This window comes from Oceanobacillus damuensis (assembly GCF_001618145.1).
Taxonomy (GTDB): Bacteria; Bacillota; Bacilli; order Bacillales; family Amphibacillaceae; genus Oceanobacillus; species Oceanobacillus damuensis.
Map to the genome: position 1 here is coordinate 1 of NZ_LQNF01000004.1, position 22,716 is coordinate 22,716.

Sequence of the window (22,716 nt, forward strand, 5' to 3'; positions counted from 1 at the left end):
CAACTATTGGGGGTCACACCAAAAGCGCAGTGTATTTCCCAGAGCGGTCGCCGAAGTTACTTGCTTCCATTATCAGCTATAAATTTATCGCAAATAGGCAGTTACGTCGCAGTTTACACAGAATGCGAGTCTTTTATAGCGGTAAAAATTCCTAAAACCAGTCTGGCTTCTATTTCTCCACAAACTCTAATTCTGGCATCCATTGTGACAGGTGATTCTTTATTTCACTATAATGTTTTTCCGCTTCTGCAAGTTCGCTGTTCGTTAGCGTATACATTGGCAAAACCTTATATTCAGACCAATCGGAACGGAAATTTACATATGTAGGCATAAATTTCGGTGAATGGACTTCGATCAGCTCATCGGTTCCCGATAACGTTTTCTTTATCGAAAATGTAACAATCCCACCTATTCGCTGATACAAATCCTGTTGGTTCGATAGGAAGTTTCCTAACGAATAGGCAACGAAGGTATTATTTCCATCCTCGCCGGTTACCCATTCCGTCGGCTGCAAAACATGAGGGTGGTGACCCAGCACTGCATGTACTCCCTGATCTGCTGCGAACTGAACAATCTCCTTCTGTTTTTCATTTGGCATGCGTTCATATTCATTGCCGAAATGAAGGCTGAGTACAATCGCGTCTGCCTGTTCCTTTGCCATTGATATTTCTTCAGCAATCCTCTTTTTATCGATTACGTTTACTAAATGATCCTTGCCTTCTGGTACTGGGATACCATTTGTACCATACGTATAGGATAAGAATGCGACAGCAATTCCTTCATCAGTTTCATAGATACGGAGAGTATCCCTGTCGTGTTTATCTTTAAATGCACCTGTATACATCATATCAATTGTTTCCCAATGGCTGATAGCACTTTGGATTGCTGTCTCTCCACGATCCAATGTATGATTATTGGCAAGGGTAACAACATCTATACCAGTATTCTTTAAAGCATCTCCCACTTCGTGAGGGCTATTAAAAGACGGATATGCGGATAAGCCCAATGAAGCTCCACCAATCATTGTTTCCTGGTTTGCAATTGTAACTGTCGCACTGCTCAAGTAGGTCTTTACATCTTCCATCATAGGTAAAAAATTATAGCTATCTTCCACCTTGGCATCATTGTATACAGGACTATGAATCAGTATATCTCCAATTGCCGATAATGTTATTTCCTGTTCAATTATTTTGTGGTCTTTCATTTGAATGCTCACCTGCTTCAGTGAGATACTTTCCTTGCTGCTGTTCATTTCTTCTATTTCACTTCCACAAGCAGCCAGCAATATGGAGATAAAAAGATAAAGAATTAAACAGGCTGATTCCCCCCATTTCATAGGTATTTCTCCTTAAGTCGTTTTTATTACATCATATCATTAATAAGAAGAATATCGACAAATAGTATAAAATTTTTACAAATTTTTCTAAATTATAATTCATATTATCCACAACTTAAATCACTTCGTTAAGCATGTTATTCATTATTTAGTTTGTTATAATAACACTGGGTAAAGGTACATAATAATACGTGTGGACACATGTTTGGAAAGTATCATTTTGCAATTTGCCTGCTATGATGGGGGAGTTATGTGTGAAACGTAATTTAACTTATATACTGATCGGATTAAGTTTGGTCATTATATTAATCGGAATCAGCTTGGATTTTTATTGGAGCGGGATTGTTTCCTGGGGACTGGCAATTGTCCTGTTATTGTTTGCAGCGTACTATTCCAAATATATTCCTAATGAAAAGAAGGGCAAAAAATAAAAAACGGAGAAACTGCCTAAGACAGTTACTCCGTTTTTTATTTAATGTGGATGAAATGGACATTTACCTTCAATCGGCTTAACATCATCTCCGATAAAGAATTGCTTCCATTCGCGATGATCCTTGTCCCCGTAATGGCTGATATTGGGATGCTTCGGCAAGCCATCCCATTTTTCCACTCTTTCCCTGACCTTTTCACGTGACATGACCCCGTTTTTCTCCGTTCCTTTTAAGCCTTCAAAGATTCTCCTCGGTTGAAACCCGATGACAAGGCTGTTACCTAAGTCTCTTGTTTTCCTTTGTTTATAGGCAGGAGCATTTCCGAAAGCAAAATAAGGCTCTTTCGCAAAGCAAAAATTCCATAAATAATGATCCGGATCTTTCGGATAATCCGATGGCCACTCGTATTGATCATTATCATGCAGGTATTGAAGAACATTCCAGAAATATTCCCGGTAATACTCCAAGGATTTTTCTTCCTTTTCAGGTTCGACAAATAGAAAGAAACCGTGACGAACGATCTTTTCCTGATTATCGAACAATCTATTAAAGTCCTCGAGCATCAATGGAAGGTTACTCCAGTCATCGTGTGAAATATAACCATACCTTAGCTCTCCTCTTTTTTGACCAGACATTCCAAAATAGCATGGGAAAGTTTTATTGGTTACGACATTCACAAAGTTGCTGTATTCCTCATTGACCCATTCGGGCAGTAAATCTTGGTTGTTTTCCATATCCTCTTTCGTAAGTAAATAAGCTGCTGTCTTATTCATATATTTTCCTCCACGTTGGCTTTTCTTTTAATTCCTATATTAGTTAAAATTACCCGCAGTGGATTTTTTCAAACTAATGCGCAATAATGTTTATAAAATGTTATATAGGGTAAACTCATTTAGATTATGTATTGGAGGACAAGTATATGAACACTGCCATACAAAAGGAAATTACTCCTAGAGTTAATTGCCGGAATGAATATGATCCACTGAAGCAAGTCATTGTTGTTCCCCCGCATTATATGAAAATAAAAGAAGTAATCAATGTGACACAACGGCATTATTTAAATGAAAATATCAATATAGAAAAAGCAGTGGAACAGCATAACCATCTTATACATACGCTTCAATCGGAAGGTTCACATGTAATATCCTTAGAGGCCAAGAAACAGCTGAATGAGCAGGTTTTCACACGGGATATCGGTTTTACGATTGGCGATAGATTTTTTGTATCATTCATGAAAAAAGATATTCGCAGGCAGGAAGAAAGTGTGTTGACCGATTGGTTAGAGAACAAACAGATTCCATATTATAAATTTGCCACGCCCTCTATAGAAGGTGGAGATGTTCTCGTTGATAACAATAAGGTATGGATTGGCCAAAGCGATCGAACCTCACCTACCGCAATTGACCTTCTTGAAAAAGAGCTGCCAGACCATACAGTGACACCGATTTTTATGAGGAAGGATATTCTGCATCTTGATTGCATATTCAATGTCATCAGTGAAGACACTGCATTAATCTATTCTCCCGCAATGGATGAGGGTTCATATAAGCTATTGAAAGCTTCCTATAATCTGATAGAAGTGACAGAAGATGAGCAATTCCAAATGGGGCCGAACGTCCTTCCAATCGGGAACAAGAAACTGATTAGTTTACCAGAAAACAAACGCTTAAATCACGAATTGACACAAGCAGGATTTACAGTAATTGAAGTTCCTTTTTCAGAAATCATAAAGTCAGGCGGCTCTTACCGCTGCTGCACCCTGCCCTTGATCAGAGATTAGGAAAACTTGGCATTTGCCAAACTCAAATCCATATGTTTCAGATGCATTGACCTTTTGCATGAAAGTAAAGCATTAGCCGACTGTGGTCAGCTAATGCTTGTTTAAATACCTTTATATACTCTTGCTTCATATGGTTTTAATGTAAATGAACGAGCATTGTCGCTTTCATCCACTTCATTCATATAGTTTCCTATCATCAGCTCTTGTGCTTCAAACTCAACATTCTCGGGCAGATGGAAGTGGACTGCTTCCTTACTGAAGTTCGTTATAACCAGTAACTTCTCGTTTTCCAAGGAACGCATGTATGCATAAATTTTATCATGTTCGGGCAATAACAATTGGTAGTCACCATAGACAATAATTGAATGCTGTTTCCGCAACTGAATTAATCTGCGATAATAATGATAAATAGAATTCTCATCTTCAACAGCTTGCTTCGCATTAATCTCTCTATAGTTCGGATTCACTTTTATCCATGGTTTTCCAGTCGTAAATCCTGCAGAAGTACTTTCATCCCATTGAAACGGAGTTCTGGCATTATCTCTTCCCTTTACATAAATAGACTCCATGACTCTCTCATGGTCTTCATTACCTTCCATCACTTTCTCACGATAAAGATTACGTATTTCAATATCCTGATAATCTTCAATAGATTCGAAGCGAATATTGGTCATCCCAATTTCTTCTCCCTGGTAAATATATGGAGTGCCTTGGAGCATATGGAGAAAGGTTCCCAGCATTTTCGCCGACTCCACACGAAACTCCTTATCATCTCCAAATCTGGAAACAATTCGAGGCTGATCATGATTGTTCAAGTATAGGCTATTCCAGCCGATATCGTGTAAACCGGCTTGCCATTTTGTTATATTCTCTTTTAGGTCTGTCAGTGCAAGTGGCTTCAAATCCCACTTCCCATTGTTTCCGGAATCCAGATCCATATGTTCAAACGTAAAGACCATCTGCAATTCCTGCCTTGTGTGATCTGTATATCTCTTTGCTTCTTCCACATCAACACCTGGCATTTCGCCAACAGTCATCACATCATATTTTGAAAGAACTTCCTTGTTCATTTCCTGCAGAAATTCATGGATTCGCGGACCATTCCTGAATAATTTACTTCCGGATACATATCTTTCCCCTGCTTTTTCAGGACCGTCGGGCAATCCAGGTACTTTAGAGATAAAATTAATGACATCCATACGGAAACCATCGATGCCTTTGTCCAGCCACCATTTCATCATTTTATAAATTTCCTGCCGGAGTTGTGGGTTTTCCCAGTTCAAATCCGGTTGCTTTTTACTGAATACATGCAAATAGTATTCATCTGTATGGTCATCATATTCCCAAGCAGAACCACCAAATGAAGACTTCCAGTTATTAGGCTCCCTGCCATTTTTGCCTTCACGCCAAATATAGTAATCCCTATAAGGGTTGTCTTTGGACTTTCTGGCTTCCCTAAACCATTCATGTTCATCAGAGGAATGATTTACGACCAGATCCATAATTAATTTCATTCCACGTCTATGCGCTTGTTCGAGCAATTCTTCCCAATCGCCCATCGTTCCAAAGTCATCCATAATGGCATAATAATCTGATATATCATAGCCGTTATCATCATTTGGGGATTCATATACCGGAGATAGCCAAATAACGTCTATACCCAATTCTTTTAAGTAATCCAGCTTTTCGATAATCCCCTGAATATCTCCAATTCCATCCCCGTTGCTGTCATTGAAGCTTCGGGGATAAATTTGGTAAACCACACTCTCTTTCCACCAGGCTTTTTCCATCAAAATACCTCCCATATGAAGAACACTGCTCACTAAAAGTAGCGGTAGTTTTATTTCTTCACTCTTCTGGCGAAGTCAACAAACCGGAATTTGTCCGGTCTGTGTCTCGATTCGGTGAATTGAAACAAACTGGCATCATCCAAATAAACCTGACTTCTGATTACCACCACATTTGAAAATCCTTCCAAATCCAATAACTCCCGGTCTTCTTCCGTTGGTTCTTCCACAACTATTTCTTTTTGGGCAAAACCAATCACAAGACCCAAATTATTTTCGATATGCTCATAAATGGATTGCCCGCAAATTTCTTCGGAGAGCAGCGGCACATACATTTCATTGAAATAATCTTTATCCAATATTATTTTTTCACCGGATATTTCCCTGATCCGTTCAACGGTCCATACAGAATCGGATGGATCTATTCTGAGAATTTTTGCAATATCATTATCTGCTTCCAGATAGTCGAGTGTATGAACGATTGTCCTGGTTTCCAACTGTAGTTTTTCTGCCAGTTCTGTATAGCTTTCAATACCAGATACCGGAAACGAAAACTTATGGATATCGAGCACGACGGACCCTTTGCCGCGGACTTTTTGTATATATCCATTCTGCGACAAAAGGTTCAGTGCTTTTCTGATTGTTTCCCTCGACGTATGATAGTGAGATGTTAGCTCATTCTCTGATGGCAGCATACTAGATGGCGGCCACACGTTGGACTGTATCTGTTTTACCAAATCCTCATATATGGTCAAATATTTCTTTTGCATCTTCATACCTCATTATTTCACATAATAGACAATGGATTCGTAAGGTCTTAAGTGTAATTGCTCCAACGTTTCAGGAGAATCAGGGTAGTTGGACAACAGGATTTCAGGATTGATGATATTTTTCTCCAGCTGTAGATCAACCGTCACTTCTTCACCATAGAAATTATTGATAACAATCAACTTTTCCCCGTTCCAGTTTCTCGTATATGCAAAGATTTGAGGATCATCTTCAAAAAGTAATTGATAGTCCCCATAGGTAATAATATCATATTTTTTACGTAATTCGATTAACTGCTGATAGTGATAAAAGATGGAATCGGGCTCATTTACCATCTTTTCTGCATTAATTTCAGGATAGTTATCTGCAGTTGCAATCCAAGGTGTTCCAGTTGTAAATCCAGCATGTTCTTCATTTGACCATTGCATTGGTGTACGTGCATTGTCACGGGATTTTTGCTGCAGGATACCAATGATTTCTTCCTCTGTTTTTCCTTCATGCTGTAATGCTTTATAGGCATTCAATGATTCTACGTCGCGATATTCTTCAATGGATGAAAAGTTTGGATTTGTCATTCCAATTTCCTCACCCTGATAAATATATGGTGTACCCTTCATCATATGAATCGTTGTTGCAAGCATTTTTGCTGATTCGGAATGATAATTTTGATCATCGCCGAAACGGGATACTGCACGCGGCTGATCATGATTACACCAGAACAGTGCGTTCCAGCCATCCCCTTCATGCATGCCCACCTGCCAGTCGGAAAGAATTCTCTTCAACTCCACAAAGTCAAACGGCGCTTTTGTCCATTTCTCACCGTTTGGGTAATCGACTTTCAGATGATGAAACTGGAATGTCATTGCAAGTTCCTGACTTTCCGGCCTTGTATATAAAATGCAATTTTCCAGGGTGGTAGAAGACATTTCGCCAACTGTGAGCATATTGTGTTTTGAAAAAACTTCCTGATTCATTTCATGTAAATATTCATGGATACGGGGGCCATCTGTGTAAAACTTACGGCCGTCCCCGCTGTCATCATTTGGGAAATCCTGATTTTTAGAAATAAGGTTGATGACATCCAGCCTGAAACCATCAATCCCCTTTTCTGCCCAGAAACGCATCATTTCAAATAGTTTTTCACGCAAATCTTCATTTTCCCAGTTTAAATCTGCCTGGGTCCGATCAAATAGATGGAGATAATATTGGTCTGTTTTCTCATCGAATTGCCATGCGGAACCACCGAATTTCGATTGCCAGTTATTCGGCTCTTCTTCGCCCTCGGCATCTTTCCAAATATAAAAATCACGGAATTCATTGTCTCTTGAAGATGCCGCCTGTTTGAACCATTCATGCTCCGTGGAAGTGTGGTTAATCACAAGGTCCATGATGAGTTTCATATCACGCTTGTGTGTTTCATCCAATAATTCCTGAAAATCCTCCATCGTGCCATATGCCGGTTCGATGGAATAATAGTCGCTGATATCATAGCCATTATCTTTTTGAGGGGACTGATATACCGGTGTCAACCAAATAACGTCGACACCAAGTTTCTTAATATAATCCAATTTTGAGATGATCCCTTGGATATCACCTGTTCCACTGCCTGTTGTATCGTGAAAACTTTTTGGGTAAATTTGATATACTACTGATTTTTTCCACCATGCTTCACTCATGTTTTCACTCCTTCATCTAGTTGTTGTGTATTATTTTATTTTGCGTTTTGCAATAATAAACGTAATGATAAATGGTACTGCGATAACGATTAACATTCCCAGGAAGAAGGATACCATGCCGCTATCGATAGATAAAAATGCCGGAATACCGCCAACTCCGATGGATGAAGCCTGTACGTTAGCAACGGTGATAAAGGCTCCCGCAATTGCAGTACCGATAAGCGCTGCAAAGAATGGATATCTATATTGTAAGTTGACCCCGAACATTGCCGGCTCCGTGACGCCCAGCCAAGCGGAAATACCGGAAGTACCAGCCAAGCCTTTCAGTTTTTCATCTTTGGCTGCCAAGAAAATTGCAAATACTGCAGAACCTTGAGCAATATTAGATAGTGCAACGATAGGCCATAAGAATGTCGTTCCCGTACTTCCAATTAATTGTAAATCAACAGCAAGGAATGTATGGTGCATCCCTGTTATAACCAATGGTGCATAAAGTGAACCATAGATCAGTCCACCGATGATTGGTGCTGCTTGGAAAATGGATACTAAACCATCTGTTATCCAGTTACCGATTGTAAATGTAACTGGTCCGATCAGAATAAATGCAAGAAAACCTGTAACCAATAATGCAATTGGCGCAACTACCAATAGCTGCAGGGAATCAATCACTCGTTTTTTCAGCCAAATTTCAATTTTTGCCAATACCCATGCCGCTACTAATACAGGCAATACTTGCCCCTGATAGCCCATCATGTTTACTTCGAGCCCAAATAGATTCCAAGTAGGCGCATTCCCTTCAACTGCAGCCAGAGCAAATTCACTGGCTGGCATTAACGACGGGTGTACGAGTATCAAACCGAGTACAATACCGAGTAACGGATTACCACCGAACCGTTTTACTGCCGACCAGCCAATCAATGCCGGCAGGAAGGTAAAGGCCGTATTGGCAATGACGTTAATCATATCAGCTACGCCCGCCCATGACGGATACATTTCGATAATTGATTCGTCCGTAAATATCGGGTTTACTAATATATTATTAAGCCCTAACAGCAAACCTGCTGTAACAATCGCCGGTAAAATCGGAATAAAAATATCTGCCAGTGTCTTAATCGCTCGCTGAAGTGCATTCTGTTTTTTGCCTCCCGCAGCTTTTACGTCATCTTTTGAAGCTTCTTCTATTCCCGTTTCGTGAACCATTGCTTTGTAAACCTTATCGACGGTCCCTTGTCCGATAACGACTTGATATTGACCATTCGCCGAGAAGGTTCCTTTGACAACTTTCAAGTTTTCCAATGCATCTTTATCGACAATGTCTTCGTCGACAAGCGCAAAGCGAAGTCGGGTTACACAGTGGGTTGCGGCATCAATGTTTTCCAGACCGCCAACAGCGGCAACAATCTGCTCTGCTTCCTCACTGTATTCCATGCCTTGAGGTTTTTCCTTATTTCCTTTATCTTGCGTTGTCTGATTTTCAGCTGTTTCCTCTTCCTTCAGAGCCAGCCGTAATAAATTTGATTCTCCTGCAATTACAGTGTCATCACTTGTTTTCTCTATGGAACTTAGTACATCTCCATTTGTGAGTATGACCGGTGTAATATGGCTGGCAGCCTTCTCTTTGATCAGTTGTAAGTCAAACGTTACTAAACGATCGCCAACTTTTACTCGTTCTCCTTGTTTGACATGCAGCTCAAAGCCTTCACCTTCCATGTTTACGGTTTCGAGACCAATATGAATCAATACTTCCACACCGTTCTCGCTTTTAAGCCCAACTGCATGTTTTGTCGGGAAGGTCAATGTAACCTCTCCATCGATTGGTGAAACTACTTCCCCGTCTGTCGGCTCTATTGCAATGCCGTCTCCCATCATTTTTCCTGAGAATGTTGGATCCGGCACATTCTCAAGCGGTGTGACTTTACCTGTCAGTGGTGCGTAGAGCAGTACTTCGTTTGTTCCTGCATCTTGATTTGCCATCGGTAAACCTCCCCATATAATTTGAATATCTATCATCATTTTGAACTTGTATATACATGTTACGTTTTATAGTATAACTTTTATGAATAATATTTGCAAATGCTTACATTGAAATTTTGTTGCTATCTTTATCCAGTAACCTGTTTATATTCTATTTACCTTTCCCTCAACCACCTAACACTTAAACCTTCCATGGCAAATGTATGCAAGCCTTCCCATTCATGAATGAATCATTTGATGTCATGAATTTATACTTTTCCATAAAAAAACCTCTTATCAGATTTGCTGACAAAAGGCTTACACGTCTATATATTCATGGTTCAACTTTCAAACCAATGAAACAACCTCAATCACTTAACTTAGGCTAATCTTAGAATGTCTTTAATAATCACCTTGCTAAGTGCAGTAAAAATAAGGCTGTTTCTAAAGTCTATTTTTAAAATTTTTGTCAAAATCTTCACAGTTTATGTAAACTGCGACGTAACTGCTATTTGCGATAGACCTGTAGCTAATAATGGAAACAAGTTGCCTCGGCGACCGCTCGGGGAAATACACTGCGCTTTCCACGGGCGGCTGGTGAGCCCCTTCATGCTACGCATTTCAGTGTCTCACCTATGCCTCTCTTCCCGTAGGAGTCTCCGTGTATTTCCCCGAGCTGGATAGAAGGTTGCTGGCATTTACTGTATTTGCAACAGCTAATGAAGACGGAGGAATCTTTTGTTTTAAACATATATGAAGCATTGAAAGTAAATCAAATATATTGAACTTTCTTGAGCAGAATTTTTTGTGAAAATTCCATACCAGCAGCCCGTATACACGTAGACTCCAGCGGGAGGAAAGGCATAGGTGAGACCCCGCAGTGCGGTAGCACGAGGAGGGCTCACCAGCCGCCCGCGGAAAGCGGAGTGTGTACGGGCTGCTGTAGCCGAAGTAACATGCTTCCATTACCAGTGTATAGATTCCACAAATAGTGGTTACGTCTCACTTTATATCAAATGCGATGATAAAAAGCAGCAAAATGAACGAAAGGGTCTTGGAGTCCTGACTGTTGACTAAAACTGTTAATCCAAAGCCATTATGCAGAATATCTTCAGTCCTTCTTATCCACCAAAACATAGCTTCCAATTCCACTATGCTAACGTCGAGTAAATGTATCTAACTATCTGGAATAGGAATGAAAATAAGCTGATCATCCTCATCAGAAGGATTACCACGGCCATCTGTATTATTTGTAATGATATATACGCCATTCTCTACTGCCATTGCATCCCGTACCCTTCCGACATCTGATACAATAAGATCCTGCGTTTTATTTATAGGATCAAACATACGCAAACCTTCCCCGCGCAATGAGGCAAAATAAAAGTTTCCTTCATGATATGTCATTCCAGAGGGTGCCCAGGTCTCTTCACCAGAATGGATCAGGGGTGACTCCATTCCATCAGCCGTTTCGTCTCCTTCAATAACTGGCCATCCGTAATTGCTTCCTGCAGTAAGATGGTTAATCTCATCAAGCGCCTGATCCCCATGCTCTGTTGCGTACAGTTCGCCATCAGGAGTCCATGCAAGGCCCTGTGGATTACGGTGCCCATAGGAATATACGTAAGAATCTTCAAATGGATTATCGTCTGGGATTGTTCCATCGAGGTTCATGCGTAATATCTTACCGGCCAAACTGTCCAGATCCTGGGCTGAATCAGGAATGGAAGCATCTCCAATTGTAATGAATAATTTACCGTCGGGACTGATTTCAATTCTGCCACCATGGTGATACGTACCACCAGGAATTTCATCAAGGAGTATGGAGGTTTCCTCCCACTGATCGCCCGTCTCCTCAATGGTAACAATCCGTTGGTAATTTTCATTATCCCGTTGATAAGAATAGTATGCATATGCTCTGTTCGACTCCTTGAAGTCGTCAGGAATTGCAATTCCAAGGAGACCAGATTCCGGTTGTTCTGCCAGGTTTTCGTCAAATTGGACAGGCTTTCTGTTTTGGTTCTCTCCTTTAACAGTCACGATTGACCCAGTTCGCTCACTAATATAGAAAGTATCGTTGACTTTTGCGATTTCCCACGGCTCTTCCAGGTTTTGAGCAATTATTTCCCTTTCTTCATCAGGTACTGGCTGATTTACCGCTTCCGTATCTTGGTTTTCTTCATGCTCGTTTTCAGTATCTTCTTGACCGGAAGTGGCACGTTCAGAAGCCGGTTGATCTTCTTCACAAGCTGCCAAAAATAGTAATAAGCTAACGATGACAATCAAAAATTCGTGATTGCGAATAGGAAACACCTCCCATTAATTTCCGACACTATCTTTTACCCGTTTGAAGTTTACTCAAAAGCAAAAATGAGACTGCAAAGGGTGCCCGTAAATAAAGAAACAGCAAAAGCATCATTAATATGCCTTTGCTGTCAGATGTTTTAAACGTATTATATCTTCTTTTTCGCAGCTCTTTCACGTTCATTTTTATTCAGGATTTTCTTACGTAAACGAATGGATTCCGGAGTAACCTCACAGTACTCATCTTCGTTTAAATATTCCAGTGCTTCTTCCAATGACATCTCACGCGTTTTACGGATTGTTGACGTTTGGTCTTTATTTGCGGAACGAACATTAGTCAAATGTTTCTCCTTTGTGACGTTTACCGTTAAATCATTTTCACGATTATGCTCGCCAACTATCATTCCCGCATAAACTTCTGTACCTGGGTTTACAAAAATAATCCCACGGTCTTCAAGTCCCATAATTCCATATGTGGAAGCTTTGCCGTTTTCCTGTGCAACAAGTACACCTTCACGTCTTCCACCAACCTGGCCTTTAATTAAAGGCTCATAGGCATCAAATGTATGGTTTAAAATTCCGTAACCACGGGTTTGTGACATGAATTCAGTTGAATATCCCAGTAGTCCGCGTGATGGGACCTTGAACTCGATACGAACCTGTCCATTACCATGGTTAACCATATCAAGCATCTCACCTTTTCTTTCTCCAAGTGATTCCATTACGGCTCCAGTATATTCTTCAGGAACATCAACCTGTACGCGTTCAACCGGTTCACATTTAACACCATCAATTTCTTTAATGATAACCTGTGGTTTTGAAAGCTGTATTTCATATCCTTCACGGCGCATATTCTCAATAAGAATAGATAAATGGAGCTCTCCACGTCCTGATACTGTCCAGGCATCCGGTGAATCGGTTGGATCGACACGTAAACTTACGTCCGTTTCCAATTGCTTCAATAAACGCTCCTCAATTTTACGGGAAGTGATGTATTTTCCTTCACGTCCGGCAAATGGGCTATTGTTAACAAGGAAAGTCATTTGCAATGTCGGTTCATCAATTCTTAACCATGGCAATGCTTCCGGATGGTCAACGGGACAGATGGTATCTCCGACATTGATGTCTTCCATACCGGAAATCGCCACGATATCCCCTGACGCTGCTTCTTCAATTTCAATACGCTTCAATCCGATGAAACCAAATAATTTGGTAACACGGAAGGATTTTTGTGTTCCATCTTCTTTCAGGAGAACTACTTGCTGTCCAACCTTAATAGAGCCTCTGACAACACGTCCGACACCGATACGCCCGACATAGTCGTTATAATCCAGCAGTGTCACCTGGAACTGCAGCGGTTCAGTGCTAGTATTGGCAGGTGCAGGGATATGTTCCATGATGGTAGTAAATACTGGATCCATCGTCTCCTGCTGATCTTCCGGCTCTAAGCTTGAAGTTCCATTTAATGCAGACGCATATACAACCGGGAATTCCAATTGCTCATCATCTGCCCCCAGTTCGATGAATAAATCGAGAACTTCGTCGATAACCTCAGTTGGTCTCGCATTCGGACGATCGATTTTGTTCAGTACGACGATGGGTATGAGCTTTTGTTCCAATGCTTTCTTCAGCACGAAACGAGTTTGCGGCATTGTTCCTTCGTAGGCATCAACCACAAGTGCAACACCATCAACCATTTTCATAATACGCTCAACTTCACCGCCGAAATCGGCATGTCCAGGCGTATCCAGAATATTAATTGTAGTATCTTGATATTTAACAGCAGTATTTTTTGCTAAAATTGTAATTCCACGTTCACGTTCAATATCACCAGAGTCCATGGCACGTTCATCAACGTGTTCGTTTTCACGAAAAGTTCCGGAGTATTTTAACAGCTGATCCACAAGTGTTGTTTTTCCATGGTCAACGTGAGCAATAATTGCGATATTGCGAATGTCTTCTCTTAATTGCATAAAAAGTACGCCCCTCTATTATTTACAGGATGATTAACTTGACAATTATAACATAATTATTTCCGTTTGAAAGAAGTTTTACTTAAAATTGTTAAAATTTTAAGTAAAACTTATCATTCACCAAGCTTTTACACGAATGCTCTGCTGGTTATACAGGAAGAAAAATTTTATGCATCCTTCCTGCTAAACCAATTACTTTTCATTGCCTGACCCCAAAAGGATAATGAATTTTGCCCCACCAAGTTCCGACTTGCCTACAGAAATAGTTCCATTTGATTGCTCAATGATAGCCCTGGCGATAGCCAGGCCTAAACCAGTTTCGCCATTTTTCCCCTTTACAAACCGATGAAATATTTGATTTGCTTCTTCCTGTGCAATCCCTTCACCGTCATCTTCAACCAGTATTTCCACCTGATCTCTTTTTCTGTTTACTTCAATCCTTACGACTGAGTTTGCATGTCTGATTCCATTGAAGACAACATTGAGTACGGCTCTTAGTAATTTTTCCTCATCGGCAACGATTTTAATATTATTTTCCACAATATGCTGAAAGTTAATCCCTTTTTCATTGATTAAAGGAATTGCCCGATCGACTACTTTGTCTATCAATTCTTTTACATCCAGCTCGACAGGTTCTGCAGCTGAAGGTTCACTGTCCAATTTGGCCAGCAGTATCATTTCATTAATTATGCCTTTTAACCGTTTCACTTCTGTTACCATTACATCAAGGCCTTTTTCACTTTCCTTCTCATCGAAGATTCCATCTTTAATTCCTTCTGCATAACCTTGAATTGTCATTAACGGTGTCTTTAGTTCATGACTTGCATTTTGGAAAAATGTTTGTTGCGATTTCATGTATCGTTGCAGTTCCTGTGCCATATCATACACACTTTGCTCTACTTCTTTAATTTCACCGGTTGCTTTCACACGTTCCATATCATCAAATTGCCTTTTTTCCACCTTTTTCACTTGAACCTTTAACTCAGACAACGGAGTAACTAATTTGTTTGTCAAAAAATAACTAAGCAGAACAGCTGCTGCCGCCCCGATAAGGAACACAAGAAATAACCTGATGAAGAAGTTTTGCTGGACTACCTCCAGATCACCTAAAGGCGTCAACAGGATTAACTCCAGTCCGGAAATTTCCGGAAAGAATAAAATTCGCGAGGTGACGAATTTATCATTTCCAAATTGCCAAAGTGTTTCATTTGTGGCAGAAAAGTCATTCTGCTGGAAAAATTCATTCACAACAGACATCGACATCGTAGAAAAAAGAACAGCATTTTGGTTTCTGTCATACATAAATAGCTGCAAGTCCTGTTCCTGCAAGAAGTCATTAAATTGCCTTAAATCACTCACTGTTCCATATTGTTCATTCAGGAAGCTTACCAGAAGCTCTCCCGTCTCTCTTAACTGCCGCTGCTCGTCCTGGATCAGCAGGTCGAGAATAAGGGAATAGATAACAAGGCTGGCAGCAGTCAAAATAATCAGCAATAATGTTGTAAATGCTGCATTCAGCTGTGATTGTAGCTTCATACTTATTCCTCTTCTTTACGCAGACGATATCCGAAACCCCATACGGTTTCGAGCGGAATATTGCCCATTTTTTTTCTTATCCTCTTAATTAAGTCATCCACTGCGCGATCACTTCCGAAATAATCATTTCCCCAGATTTTCATTAATAATTCTTCTCTTGAAAAGGCCCGGTTCGGATTTTCCGCCAATAGGAGCAGCATATCATATTCCTTCGTGGTCACTTCATATTCCTTACCATCGAAAAATATCCGACGGTCATTTTTGTATATTAAAAGGTGATCGACTTTTAATCTGTCTTCGTCCTCTTCATTCACCTTGTTGTTAATCAAAGTCCTCCTGAACAGCCTTTTGACACGGGCAATCAATTCCCTCGGACTGAAAGGTTTTGTAAGGTAATCATCTCCACCGAGCTCAAGTCCAAGAATCTTATCAATCTCTTCATCTTTAGCGGAAATGATGATAATTGGCACTTCACTCTCGTTTCGGATTTTTTTGCAAAATTCATAGCCATCCATACCTGGAAGCATGATATCAAGGATCCACATATCCGGTGGGTCATTCTCCCACAGCTCCCAACCTTTTTCGGCAGAGTCCATAATGGTGATTTCATAACCTTCTTTTTTTAAGTATGCTGATACGATATTTTGAATATTGCTGTCATCTTCAACCAACCCAATATGATAATTCATTATACAGTCACCTTTTTCACGTAATATTGTTCCAATCTGTCTATATCGTCCGTGTATATTCCCATTTTTACATATCTTATCAAATCTTTACACCAATACGCGCGATTACACATTTTTTCCACATTTATCCCAAACCAATTCCTTCATACCTATATAAAATAAAGTTATACAATAAATATCGAGGTGATTTACTCATGGATTATCGAGAACAGAAAGAGACAGGATCATATGATAATTTCGAACGACCTAATGATACAGAAGAATCTGAAATAGAGAATGCCGAAGCGAGCGAGCAAGAAAACAGTCCGCATCACGAGACACAAACAGAACAAAGAAGCACAACAAAAGGCAAAAATAACTGGAAGAGCGGTATTTTCGGCGGGGTGATCGGAGGTGCAGTTTCCGCTCTAATTGTTGCCTTCCTGTTCATCTCTAATATAATTCCACTTAATGAAACTAGTGAGAATAACAATGAATCCGCAAATAATGATTCTTCTCCAACTGCTGTACAAACGCTGGCTGCAGAAGAAGCCGATGTTTCCACAGATATCAACGAAGTGGCCGAAACGGTAGTTGGAGTAGTAAACCTTCAGCAGCAAAGTGTCTGGACAGGAAGCCAAGAAGCCGGGACTGGATCTGGAATCATTTATAAGAAGGAAGACGGAAAGGCATATATCGTTACAAATCAGCATGTCGTGGACGGTGCCGAGGAAGTGGAAATTGTTTTAAATGAAGAGGAACGGATTCCAGCCACAGTTTTAGGGGAAGATGCTTTGACTGATTTGGCAGTATTACAAATTGATGGAGAAAAAATAGATAAGGTTGCCAATTTAGGATCATCCGAAGATTTACAGGTCGGTGAAACGGTCCTTGCCATAGGGAATCCTTTAGGGTTGGAATTTGCCAACACAGTAACAAAAGGGATTATCAGCGGCATAAATCGCTCCGTTAATGTGGATACGAACAGTGATGGTCAAGCTGACTGGGTAACAGAGGTTCTGCAGACAGATGCTGCAATTAACCCAGGTAACAGTGGAGGGGCCCTCGTAAACACGGCCGGAGAAGTTATCGGCATCAATTCCATGAAAATTGCCCAGAGTACTGTTGAAGGTATCGGATTTGCAATTCCAATTGATTCGGCCCTTCCTATAATGGAACAGCTTGAAACGGAAGGCGAAGTTTCACGTCCATTGATCGGTATCAGCACTGCATCCCTGAATCAGGTACCACCACAATACCGCTATGAAATCAATCTCCCGGATGATGTGGAAGGTGGAATGGTCATAGCCAATGTGCAACAAGGGTCACCTGCTGACGATGCAGGACTGCAGCAATTCGATGTCATCACTAAAATCAATGGCCAGGAGGTAACAACTATTCTGGAACTTCGAAAATACTTGTATTCTGAAACAAGTATCGGCGATAATATCGAAGTAGAATATATCCGTGATGGCGAGCAGCATACAACTACACTGGTGTTGGAGGAATTAAACCGACAAGCGCAATAAATGTACTGCTTTAACCAAATTGTAAAAGAAGGGAAATCCCCTTCTTTTTTTGTTTTTAATGGCACATTATTTTTTGAAATTTTAAAAGGAATAAGGTGAATGATGTCGATGTAATCTGTATTTTTTGGACAAAAACATGTAAAAGAAAAAAGCCGAACTAATTCGAATCCCAACTAAAGAATCCTGAATCATAGTTCGGATTTTACTATAACTAAGCCACTCTTGTCACAGCCTCTTTCATTCATTCCGTTTCTTCTTCCTCATACTTATTATGATTTGGAGTTACCCCACTGAATTTCCCATGAATATCCGCTGCCAGGAAGTTTTCCACATCCTCAACAGAACCAACACGATCATCACTGTTTGAAAACATTTCGTTATAATGATCTTTGTCTCCATATAAATCTGACTGGGTTTCTGAAGTTCCATACCTGCTCACTTCCTGCCACGTATCCTCGGCATCATAGCTAACCTGTTCTTCATCTTTGACTTCATTTGGATTTATGTTAGGGCTGAACACTTCTTCCTCAATTGTTCGCTGGTTATCGAACGTATTATTTTTGGCGTGTTCTATACATTTATCTGTAGTCGGAACTGCTGCCAAACGTTCATAAGGTATATCCGCTCCACAAGTAGTGCATATCCCGTAAGTCCCTTCTTCGATCGCATGTAATGCTTCATTAATTTCTTCCAATTCATTTTCGGCATGTTCATTCAGTGCGAGATCCTTTTCTCTCTCAAAGAGCTCTGTCCCGGTGTCTCCCGGATGGTTATCATAATTTGATAACTCACTCACCGTTTCTTGAGCAAATTCATATTTCATACCAAAGTGGTCCTTTATATGGTCAATTAATTCCGTTTGCCTTTGCGATAAATCAGCTTTGCATTTTGATAGTTGCTCTTTAGTAATCATGGATGTCCTCCTCTATATATTACCGAAAGTTGCGTGCTATCTATACTATGTGTAAAAGCTTTGTATTGATTCCTGATTAGCCTTCCCAAATCATGTCAAAAAGGGTAATGTCATCCTTCAGATACGTATCCGACTGAAAGCAAAAGCTGAATAAAAATCTTCGAGGCAGTCTTAAGCTTGAATTTTCATGATCATGCCATGCTTTCCACCCTTCGACTAAATATTAATTGAAATTGCAGGAAATTGTCGCACGTTTGTAGAATTAAGAATATATATCAAGGATAAAAGGAGAATCGCATTGATGCTTTCGACAGAGACTACAGTTGGATTCGTTGGTACAGGCGTTATGGGGAAAAGTATGGCTCGAAACCTGATGAATGCAGGATATTCCGTTAATGTCTACACACGTACAAAGGAGAAATCACAAGAGTTGCTTGACAATGGTGCTGAATGGATGGAGACAGCAGCCGAAGTTGCAGCCACTTCCAATGTAATTATTACAATGGTTGGGTATCCGTCAGATGTGGAAGAAGTTTATTATGGAGAAAATGGCATTCTGGAAAATGCAAAAGCCGGATCCTATACTGTGGACATGACAACGTCCAAGCCATCACTGGCAAAACAAATTTATAGGAAGGCTAGAGATAAGGGTATCTTTGCTTTAGATGCTCCAGTTTCCGGTGGTGATATCGGTGCCAAAAGCGGTAAACTTGCCATAATGGTCGGCGGGGACGAAGAAGCGTTCGCAAACCTCCTCCCTCTTTTTGAAGTAATCGGAGAAAATATTCTCCTCCAAGGTAAAGCTGGTGCTGGGCAGCATACAAAAATGGCAAATCAAATTACCATCGCCTCCAATATGATTGGGGTCTGTGAATCAATAATGTATGCAAAAAAAGCCGGTCTCGATCCTGAGCGTGTTCTGCAAAGCATCACAACCGGCGCGGCAGCAAGTTTCTCGCTTACCAAGCTTGCTCCCCGTATGCTTCAGGGCGATTTTGCACCCGGTTTCTATGTGAAACATTTTATTAAGGATATGACCATAGCCATTGAATCAGCAGAAGAACTTGGGTTGACCACTCCAGGCTTATCCCTGTCACTAAAATTATACAAAGAACTCGCGGCAAAAGGTGAGGAAGATAGCGGTACACAGGCTCTGATTAAGCTTTTTGAGCAGGGCTGACAACTACGAAAAGCGGGGATTTTCATTTCTCCTGCTTTTCTATGTATTCCTGGACAACAAAAGCCAAATCGTCATTGCCAAAGAGCTGTAACACATTTAAGACAGTCTGGTCAGGAATCTCTTCGGACTCATGTGCAGGTACTGTCAATTCGAGCACTTCTGTCATCGTATTATTTTTTTCCTGATGTGGATATGCCTCTACATAAAGTTTCTCGGGGTCTAACCCATTATTGATGCACCACTGCGAAAAAATTAGAATCATCATCCGTTCATCTTTTTGATAGCTTTCAATCACTTGCTTTTCCATTTCATTTTTATTAATCTGATTCACCTGCTTTCTTCAATAAGAACACCCACATAAATGTTAAAGCCTGTTTTAATTTAGTAGGGAGACTTTCCATATTTACTGCTTTTGCACCTTCTTTATAAACACCAAAACCATCTGCATATCCCAGCCCAAGATCTGCAGCAAGCTTACGGAACTCCCAAGGCATCATCGTATTGCAGATTGCCTTTTCACCAACCAGCCGTCCATAACTGTTTTCCCTTGGACCAGCTGTTGGACCAAGTACTCCTGCACAAATAATTCCACCATCTTTTACCACACGTTTTAATTCATTGATTGCCTGCAGTGGGTTTTCCACCCATTCCAGTACATTGATGGCCATAACTGCATCAAAATAATTATCCTCAAAAGGAATTTCGTTTACATCCCCCTGCATAAAGGAAATATTCCTTTCTTTCCTTCTGGTGTTTGCCAAACGAATCATTTCCTCGGATAAATCGATCCCGGTAACCTGGAAACCACTTTGATATAGTTTAGTGGTGCCATAGCCGTCTCCACACCCAATATCAAGCACTTTGCTTCCCTGTTTTAAATGGCTGGACAACAGTGGCACAATATCTTTTCTGCTTCCATTATCCCACATATCCCTGCTTTTTTTATTCCAAAAGGCTGCCCTGTTATCCCATTCCGATGCAGATTCTGATTTCCAATTGAATGATGACATGGAATCCCCCTTTTCTTAACCAAAAAAAGACTTATCCCGATAAGAGACAAGTCTTTATAATTATTATATATTACAGGCGAGTTACGTTAGCAGCCTGTGGTCCACGGTTACCTTCAACGATTTCAAATTCAACTTCTTGACCTTCTTCAAGCGTTTTGAAACCTTCAGCCTGGATTGCTGAGAAGTGTACGAATACGTCATCTCCATCTTCGCGCTCGATAAAACCGAAACCTTTTTCTGCATTAAACCATTTTACTTTACCAGTCATTTAAATGACCTCCTTATACAATATCGTGCAAAGTAATTGAATCATAAATACTTTCCACCATCTTGAACAAGAGATCGTAAAGTATTATTCAACTTCAATTTCCTTTTGCTAGTTTAACTTTATCTTTTTTTAAAATAAAATGCAAGCGTTTCTATATTAATTTATGGTAAAAACTAATTGATTTTCACCTAAATAAAAGGAGCTAAAAGAAGGGATATTTTCATGTATGGTAAAAGAGGGCTAATCTGAAGTAAACACTTTGGGATTCGCCTAGCCTGTGGCTGAACCCCAAATACGCTTAAACAAAATCTCCCCGCCTGCATTTTCAGGTGGGGATGATTTTATAAATACTGTACTCATTTTTTTGAGTGAAAATTACAAATAATCATTAGCTTGGGTATACTGTTTAAATTGACTTTAGTTTTTTAAGATAATATCGCCTAACGAAGACGATTCTTTTTAGGATAAATAGACCGCAAAAATAAGCGGGAAAGGACACTGCCTGCTTTATGCAGATAATTTATATCTCCCTGACATTTCTTACCTTTCTAATAATCATTACATTAACTTATTAGAGAATATCCAAGCTGGCGACGATAGCTACAAGAATCTGTACTAATAATTGGATATTAACTGCTATATCCGTGTCAGTTGTAGTGATTTCAACATTTCTGGAGCCTTCTATAATCGTTTTCTGACGATTGCTTTGTCTTGTTTTGGAGACTTGGTTGAAATCTTGCATGACATGCTTTGCCTGGTCAGAATCTCCAATGGTTATACTAAGAACTACGGCAATTGCAACCTGAATACCAAGCTGCAAAGAAACTGCTGCTTGCGTATCTGTTGTAGTAACATCAATACCTTCAGAATCCTTTATTATAATCCATTCATTTGATACTTGCTTAATGGAATCGTGCTGAACAGCCTCTTGTTCAACAACTGCGTTATCATCGCTATCAGTATCACAATGGTCTAAAGCTCGCCATTCTTTAAGCTGCTTTGTCATTCTACACACCTCTTTTCATCATTATTTTTGTTTTATAAGATATCGACTATAACTGTTAACGCAACTAGTAGCTGCAGCAAAACTTGAATATTGATTGCTAGGTCTGTATCCGTAGTTGTAATATTGGCATCTTTTGTATTATAGATATAGATTTTCTGTTTGTTAGACTGCGTCATATCAAATTGTTGCATTAACTCTTGTGATACTGCTTCACTTCGATCAGTATCTCCAATTGTAATTCTAAGAACCAGCGCAATTGCCAGTTGTAATCCCGCTTGAAGTGATACTCCTGCTTGTGTATCCGTGGTATTAATCACGATATCACAGGATTCTTTCACCCAAATCAGCTCGGCTGACTCTTGATCCATAAATGCATATTCGCTCCCCTCTTGGGAAACTGTTTCATCATTGTTATTATCTAATTTGTAATTGAATTCTGGTTTACTGCTTAATCCATGTTTGCATTTCCCGCTGCAATTATTGCCGCAGCTGCACTTGTGACGACCTTCGCTATCTAAATAAAAATGTTTATTTTTACGACTGTAGCCATAAGGGGCCCTTGAAATTCTATAAACTGCCATATTGACACTCCTTTCTT

The 22,716-nt window shown here is 40.1% G+C and carries 20 protein-coding genes; 4 read left to right on the forward strand and 16 right to left on the reverse strand.

The features are described 5' to 3' along the window. Window positions 1–169: 169 nt before the first annotated feature. A complete protein-coding gene (locus A4245_RS05015; RefSeq protein WP_067726315.1) occupies window positions 170–1,336 on the reverse strand; it encodes a CapA family protein in 1,167 nt (388 codons plus the stop codon). A gap of 254 nt (window positions 1,337–1,590) precedes the next feature. On the opposite strand from A4245_RS05015, the gene A4245_RS20315 reads away from it, so the two are divergent. Beyond that, on the forward strand, window positions 1,591–1,767 hold the full coding sequence (locus tag A4245_RS20315) for a hypothetical protein (protein ID WP_199860648.1): 177 nt from the start codon (window positions 1,591–1,593) through the stop codon (window positions 1,765–1,767). Window positions 1,768–1,808: 41 nt separating this feature from the next. Here A4245_RS20315 and A4245_RS05020 read toward each other — a convergent pair whose 3' ends face one another. Then, window positions 1,809–2,540: a YqcI/YcgG family protein gene (locus tag A4245_RS05020; RefSeq protein WP_067726317.1), complete on the reverse strand. Its 732-nt coding sequence runs from the start codon at window positions 2,538–2,540 to the stop codon at window positions 1,809–1,811. A gap of 146 nt (window positions 2,541–2,686) precedes the next feature. Here A4245_RS05020 and A4245_RS05025 point away from each other — a divergent pair, with 146 nt between their 5' ends. Beyond that, entirely contained in the window at window positions 2,687–3,547 is an 861-nt protein-coding gene (locus tag A4245_RS05025) for a dimethylarginine dimethylaminohydrolase family protein (RefSeq protein ID WP_067726319.1), read from the forward strand. 101 nt (window positions 3,548–3,648) lie between these two features. Here the strand turns inward: A4245_RS05025 and A4245_RS05030 are convergent, their stop codons facing one another. The 8 genes from A4245_RS05030 to A4245_RS05070 all read right to left on the reverse strand — a co-directional run bounded on the left by A4245_RS05030 (window position 3,649) and on the right by A4245_RS05070 (window position 16,233). Further along, window positions 3,649–5,337, reverse strand: a complete 1,689-nt coding sequence (locus A4245_RS05030) for a glycoside hydrolase family 13 protein (RefSeq protein ID WP_067726320.1) — start codon at window positions 5,335–5,337, stop codon at window positions 3,649–3,651. 50 nt (window positions 5,338–5,387) lie between these two features. Next, window positions 5,388–6,104: a trehalose operon repressor gene (gene treR, locus A4245_RS05035; protein WP_067726322.1), complete on the reverse strand. Its 717-nt coding sequence runs from the start codon at window positions 6,102–6,104 to the stop codon at window positions 5,388–5,390. Window positions 6,105–6,116: 12 nt separating this feature from the next. Next, window positions 6,117–7,778, reverse strand: coding sequence for an alpha,alpha-phosphotrehalase (gene treC / locus A4245_RS05040; RefSeq protein ID WP_067726324.1), 1,662 nt, complete (start codon window positions 7,776–7,778; stop codon window positions 6,117–6,119). Window positions 7,779–7,808: 30 nt separating this feature from the next. Beyond that, the gene (gene treP, locus A4245_RS05045; RefSeq protein WP_084268682.1) at window positions 7,809–9,752 is read right to left on the reverse strand and encodes a PTS system trehalose-specific EIIBC component; all 1,944 of its coding nucleotides are present in this window, start codon (window positions 9,750–9,752) and stop codon (window positions 7,809–7,811) included. Between the two features lie 1,155 nt (window positions 9,753–10,907). Continuing rightward, window positions 10,908–12,044, reverse strand: a complete 1,137-nt coding sequence (locus A4245_RS05055; RefSeq protein ID WP_234402355.1) for a PQQ-dependent sugar dehydrogenase — start codon at window positions 12,042–12,044, stop codon at window positions 10,908–10,910. A gap of 140 nt (window positions 12,045–12,184) precedes the next feature. Continuing rightward, a complete protein-coding gene (gene typA, locus A4245_RS05060; RefSeq protein ID WP_067726328.1) occupies window positions 12,185–14,008 on the reverse strand; it encodes a translational GTPase TypA in 1,824 nt (607 codons plus the stop codon). Window positions 14,009–14,200: 192 nt separating this feature from the next. Continuing rightward, window positions 14,201–15,544, reverse strand: a complete 1,344-nt coding sequence (locus A4245_RS05065; protein WP_067726330.1) for a sensor histidine kinase — start codon at window positions 15,542–15,544, stop codon at window positions 14,201–14,203. 2 nt (window positions 15,545–15,546) lie between these two features. Continuing rightward, on the reverse strand, window positions 15,547–16,233 hold the full coding sequence (locus tag A4245_RS05070) for a response regulator transcription factor (protein ID WP_067726332.1): 687 nt from the start codon (window positions 16,231–16,233) through the stop codon (window positions 15,547–15,549). Window positions 16,234–16,427: 194 nt separating this feature from the next. Between A4245_RS05070 and A4245_RS05075 the strand changes: the two genes are divergently transcribed. Continuing rightward, the gene (locus A4245_RS05075; protein WP_067726334.1) at window positions 16,428–17,741 is read left to right on the forward strand and encodes a S1C family serine protease; all 1,314 of its coding nucleotides are present in this window, start codon (window positions 16,428–16,430) and stop codon (window positions 17,739–17,741) included. A 241-nt stretch (window positions 17,742–17,982) separates the two neighbouring features. Here the strand turns inward: A4245_RS05075 and A4245_RS05080 are convergent, their stop codons facing one another. Next, the gene (locus A4245_RS05080) at window positions 17,983–18,654 is read right to left on the reverse strand and encodes a TraR/DksA C4-type zinc finger protein (RefSeq protein ID WP_067726336.1); all 672 of its coding nucleotides are present in this window, start codon (window positions 18,652–18,654) and stop codon (window positions 17,983–17,985) included. Window positions 18,655–18,955: 301 nt separating this feature from the next. On the opposite strand from A4245_RS05080, the gene A4245_RS05085 reads away from it, so the two are divergent. Continuing rightward, the gene (locus A4245_RS05085) at window positions 18,956–19,834 is read left to right on the forward strand and encodes an NAD(P)-dependent oxidoreductase (RefSeq protein WP_067726339.1); all 879 of its coding nucleotides are present in this window, start codon (window positions 18,956–18,958) and stop codon (window positions 19,832–19,834) included. 22 nt (window positions 19,835–19,856) lie between these two features. On the opposite strand, the gene A4245_RS05090 is transcribed toward A4245_RS05085, so the two are convergent. The 5 genes from A4245_RS05090 to A4245_RS05110 form a co-directional block, all read right to left on the reverse strand. Further along, window positions 19,857–20,156 (reverse strand): hypothetical protein, encoded by a 300-nt coding sequence (locus tag A4245_RS05090; RefSeq protein WP_067726748.1) that lies wholly within the window; start codon window positions 20,154–20,156, stop codon window positions 19,857–19,859. Then, window positions 20,152–20,844: a class I SAM-dependent methyltransferase gene (locus A4245_RS05095; RefSeq protein WP_067726340.1), complete on the reverse strand. Its 693-nt coding sequence runs from the start codon at window positions 20,842–20,844 to the stop codon at window positions 20,152–20,154. Before A4245_RS05095 ends, A4245_RS05090 begins: the two co-directional genes overlap by 5 nt. 70 nt (window positions 20,845–20,914) lie before the next feature. After that, window positions 20,915–21,112 carry a cold shock domain-containing protein gene (locus A4245_RS05100; protein WP_067726342.1) on the reverse strand — a complete coding sequence of 66 codons (198 nt, stop codon included), beginning with the start codon at window positions 21,110–21,112 and terminating at the stop codon, window positions 20,915–20,917. A 571-nt stretch (window positions 21,113–21,683) separates the two neighbouring features. Continuing rightward, the gene (locus A4245_RS05105) at window positions 21,684–22,118 is read right to left on the reverse strand and encodes a spore coat protein (RefSeq protein ID WP_067726344.1); all 435 of its coding nucleotides are present in this window, start codon (window positions 22,116–22,118) and stop codon (window positions 21,684–21,686) included. A gap of 32 nt (window positions 22,119–22,150) precedes the next feature. Then, on the reverse strand, window positions 22,151–22,699 hold the full coding sequence (locus A4245_RS05110; protein WP_067726346.1) for a spore coat protein: 549 nt from the start codon (window positions 22,697–22,699) through the stop codon (window positions 22,151–22,153). Window positions 22,700–22,716 lie beyond the last annotated feature (17 nt).

Bases quoted from the DNA above. Each gene is read 5' to 3' on its own strand.
- A4245_RS05015 (WP_067726315.1), bottom strand. From the start codon at position 1,336: ATGAAATGGGGGGAATCAGCCTGTTTAATTCTTTATCTTTTTATCTCC.
- A4245_RS05020 (WP_067726317.1), bottom strand. From the start codon at position 2,540: ATGAATAAGACAGCAGCTTATTTACTTACGAAAGAGGATATGGAAAAC.
- A4245_RS05025 (WP_067726319.1), top strand. From the start codon at position 2,687: ATGAACACTGCCATACAAAAGGAAATTACTCCTAGAGTTAATTGCCGG.
- A4245_RS05030 (WP_067726320.1), bottom strand. From the start codon at position 5,337: ATGGAAAAAGCCTGGTGGAAAGAGAGTGTGGTTTACCAAATTTATCCC.
- treR (WP_067726322.1), bottom strand. From the start codon at position 6,104: ATGCAAAAGAAATATTTGACCATATATGAGGATTTGGTAAAACAGATA.
- treC (WP_067726324.1), bottom strand. From the start codon at position 7,778: ATGAGTGAAGCATGGTGGAAAAAATCAGTAGTATATCAAATTTACCCA.
- treP (WP_084268682.1), bottom strand. From the start codon at position 9,752: ATGGCAAATCAAGATGCAGGAACAAACGAAGTACTGCTCTACGCACCA.
- typA (WP_067726328.1), bottom strand. From the start codon at position 14,008: ATGCAATTAAGAGAAGACATTCGCAATATCGCAATTATTGCTCACGTT.
- A4245_RS05065 (WP_067726330.1), bottom strand. From the start codon at position 15,544: ATGAAGCTACAATCACAGCTGAATGCAGCATTTACAACATTATTGCTG.
- A4245_RS05070 (WP_067726332.1), bottom strand. From the start codon at position 16,233: ATGAATTATCATATTGGGTTGGTTGAAGATGACAGCAATATTCAAAAT.
- A4245_RS05075 (WP_067726334.1), top strand. From the start codon at position 16,428: ATGGATTATCGAGAACAGAAAGAGACAGGATCATATGATAATTTCGAA.
- A4245_RS05080 (WP_067726336.1), bottom strand. From the start codon at position 18,654: ATGATTACTAAAGAGCAACTATCAAAATGCAAAGCTGATTTATCGCAA.
- A4245_RS05085 (WP_067726339.1), top strand. From the start codon at position 18,956: ATGCTTTCGACAGAGACTACAGTTGGATTCGTTGGTACAGGCGTTATG.
- A4245_RS05095 (WP_067726340.1), bottom strand. From the start codon at position 20,844: ATGTCATCATTCAATTGGAAATCAGAATCTGCATCGGAATGGGATAAC.
- A4245_RS05100 (WP_067726342.1), bottom strand. From the start codon at position 21,112: ATGACTGGTAAAGTAAAATGGTTTAATGCAGAAAAAGGTTTCGGTTTT.
- A4245_RS05105 (WP_067726344.1), bottom strand. From the start codon at position 22,118: ATGACAAAGCAGCTTAAAGAATGGCGAGCTTTAGACCATTGTGATACT.
- A4245_RS05110 (WP_067726346.1), bottom strand. From the start codon at position 22,699: ATGGCAGTTTATAGAATTTCAAGGGCCCCTTATGGCTACAGTCGTAAA.